2 protein-coding genes are annotated in these 2,620 nt (G+C 65.9%); both read right to left on the reverse strand.

Annotated features, from left to right (window positions below; translation table 11 throughout):
- Window positions 1-267: 267 nt before the first annotated feature.
- Window positions 268-495 (reverse strand): hypothetical protein, encoded by a 228-nt coding sequence (locus AC5JJ6_RS08380; RefSeq protein WP_496041598.1) that lies wholly within the window; start codon window positions 493-495, stop codon window positions 268-270.
- A 27-nt stretch (window positions 496-522) separates the two neighbouring features.
- Complete coding sequence (locus AC5JJ6_RS08385; protein WP_496041599.1) at window positions 523-2,394, reverse strand: carbohydrate-binding domain-containing protein; 1,872 nt, start codon at window positions 2,392-2,394, stop codon at window positions 523-525.
- Window positions 2,395-2,620 lie beyond the last annotated feature (226 nt).

Raw genomic sequence — 2,620 nt, forward strand, 5'->3', positions numbered from 1 at the left:
GATGCTGCTGGTACCGATCTCCTGGGCCGGGCGGGTCTGGGCACTGCCGTTCCTGGACATGAGGTCGTCGGCGGCGGCGGCGGTGAGGGTATGTCTCGGCCGAGCGGGTGGCATCGATCACCTGCGATAAGTCGCGCGTCGAGCAAGTTAGTTCAAATACTTCTGCCGCTGATGGCTGGATAGCGACATCTTCGTCCAGATGGAGGAGAAGATCGGCACCCGCAACGCGGCGATCATCGCCGAGCACCCGGACTGGCTCCGCTACGACTACCAGCGCATCTGCTCGGCAAGGCGCTCGGCGGCCGGTATCGCGGCCAGCGGCAGAAGTGGTTCGCCCTCCGCTTCCTCGGCGAGGATGCCGAGATCCGCCTCGACCTCGACCCCCGCCCGGAATTCGACGCCTGGCGATGGATGCTGCTGGCGACGCTCCCGTCCCTGGCCGTGTCGTTCAAAGCGGAGATCTACGCAAACCTCGCCCGCGGCTTCGTCGGCCACGCTGGCTGACGCGGGCGGCCTGCCCCCTCAGGCGAACATCTGGTCGGTGTCGTGCACGGTGAAGGTCGCCGCGCCGTTGCTGACCAGGGCGGCGGAGCAGTTGGCGACCGCGACGCCGTCGTAGCTCATGCCATCGACATGGAGGTTGCGGTCCCTTGCCGCGCTGCCGCCCCAAGCATCGTTGAGGAAGGTGACGGCGACCTTGTGGTCACCCGTCGCCCAGGTGCCCTTGATGGTCACCGTGTCCGACAGGCCTGACGAGTGCCAGGCCGTCGCGGTCTGCACGCCGCCGATCTGCACGTTGTCGACCTTCACGGTGTACTGCGCGCTGCCCTGATAGGCATCCTGCGAGATGCGCAGCACCAGCGTGTCGGAGCCGGTGCCGAGCGCGATCTCCGCCGGCGCCGGTGCGGTGGAGGAGCCGGGGATCGCGGTGCTGTCCTGCAGGGCGAAGCTCGCCGTCCCCGCGCTGGTCAGCGCCGCCGCACCCTTGGCGACCGCGACGCCGTCATAGGTTATGCCGTCCACGAAGAGATTGCGGTCGGCGCCCGGGCCGCTGCCCAAGGCATCGTTGAGGAAGGTGACGGCGACGGAGTGGCTGCCGACGCCCCAGTCACCCTTGATCGTCACCGTGTCGAACATGCCGGAGAGGTGCAGGGCGGTTGCGGTCTGCACGCCGCCGATCTGCACGTTGTCGACCTTCACGGTGTACTGCGCACTACCCTGATAGGCATCCTGCGAGATGCGCAGCACCAGCGTGTCGGAGCCGGTGCCGAGCGCGATCTGCGCCGGCGTCGGCGCGCTGAGCGCGACGCCCTTGGCCGGGGTCCAGAGCGGCAGGCCGCTTTGATCATAGACCGCATTCCCCTCGCCCGGCTGGTTGGCGGCGGCCAGGCGGCCATAGCCATAGCCGTAGTAGGCGACGCCATCGGTGGGCAGGGCGGCGGTGAAGTGGACCTGCAGCGTGTCGGCCGACACCACCTTGACGGAGTCGGCGGTGACGGCGCCGGCGGCATTGCGCACCGACCAGCCGATGCCGCCCGCGGCCTGCGGGTCCAGCGCGGCGAAGCCCGCCGACTGGTCATGCGCCACCTTCACCAGGAGCGTGGCCGCATCCTGCAGGATGGCGCTGACCGCCTTCGGTCCCTCATCCGCGATATTCCCCTTGGCCAGGGCCACGGGCGAATTCGGGCGCGCATACTGCGCCCACTCCTCAGCGAGTGCCAGGGCGAGGCGATGGCCGGTCTGCACCGTGTCCTGCTTCGACATGTGCGCGGAGCCGTAGTTGAGCGTCGTGGTCTCCGTCGGGAATTTGTAGCTCATGTCGAGGTCGAGGTCGCGCGCGCCGACGAGCGCGCCGAAGGAGCGATCGGCCGAGAGCTCTTCCATGCCGAGCCGGATGGCCTGCGTCGTCGCGTTGGAAGCGCCAACGAAGGGGATGGCGCTGACGAAGACATAGGGGCTGTGGGCGGCGTCGAGGCCGAGGCCTTTGCGCACCCAGGATGCATCGGTGCGGACGGCGCTTTCCCACTCGGCCTTGGTGAGCGAGGTGTTGAGGCTGTCATACTCGCTGTGGAGCCAGACGACCGCTGTCTCCGTTGCTTGCGGATGCGGGTTCTTGGCGATGTAGTTCAGCAGGTCCTGCTCGTGCGACTTCGCCTGCCAGCTGCCGTCGGTGCCGCGCTGCACCCAGTCGCCGATGAGGGAGGTGCCGCCATAAACCGTTTGCTGCCCCGGCGTGTACCAGTCAGCCGTCAGGCGGATCTTGTCGTTGACGCCGTCGAAGCCGAGCAGCTTCTGTAGGTCGGCGATCAGCGTGGCGGCGCCGACGCCGCCGAAATCATCGCTGAGGAGGAGGAATGCATTCGACTGACCGCGAATGACGACATCGAGTTCCATATCTGGTCTTCCCAATCTTGAAGCGATAATCGACGGACAGTATTGGAATGCGTGAGGGACAAGACTGCAGACAATATGGTTTCGGCTTTGTCGATGTTTCGCAAATGCTGGTCGTCTTTCATGGGATTGCTTAGGTTTCGAAATGAAGTTTTCGACATGACGTTTGATTTATGAGTGTCCGTCCGGGATCATATTGTTCTTCGGCATAGCCTTCGCAGCATGAGGC

Source organism: Skermanella sp. (assembly GCF_059503625.1).